Source organism: Erwinia sp. MYb416 (assembly GCF_037479575.1).
GTDB lineage: Bacteria > Pseudomonadota > Gammaproteobacteria > Enterobacterales > Enterobacteriaceae > Erwinia > Erwinia rhapontici.
This window is the reverse complement of sequence record NZ_JBBGYT010000201.1, coordinates 1-503: the sequence shown is the minus strand read 5'-3', so window position 1 is coordinate 503 and position 503 is coordinate 1. Positions and strand designations below refer to the sequence as shown.

Sequence of the window (503 nt, the reverse complement as noted above, 5' to 3'; positions counted from 1 at the left end):
CTCTACAAGACTCTAGTCTGCCAGTTTCGAATGCAGTTCCCAGGTTGAGCCCGGGGATTTCACATCCGACTTGACAGACCGCCTGCGTGCGCTTTACGCCCAGTAATTCCGATTAACGCTTGCACCCTCCGTATTACCGCGGCTGCTGGCACGGAGTTAGCCGGTGCTTCTTCTGCGGGTAACGTCAATCGACGAGGCTATTAACCTCATCGCCTTCCTCCCCACTGAAAGTACTTTACAACCCGAAGGCCTTCTTCATACACGCGGCATGGCTGCATCAGGCTTGCGCCCATTGTGCAATATTCCCCACTGCTGCCTCCCGTAGGAGTCTGGACCGTGTCTCAGTTCCAGTGTGGCTGGTCATCCTCTCAGTCCAGCTAGGGATCGTCGCCTAGGTGAGCCATTACCCCACCTACTAGCTAATCCCACCTGGGCACATCCGATGGTGTGAGGCCCGAAGGTCCCCCACTTTGGTCCGAAGACGTTATGCGGTATTAGCTACC

The 503-nt window shown here is 56.1% G+C and carries 1 rRNA gene; it reads right to left on the bottom strand.

Features of this window, described 5'->3' with window-relative positions:
• Positions 1 to 503 (bottom strand): 16S ribosomal RNA (locus tag WH277_RS01880); the annotation flags it as partial.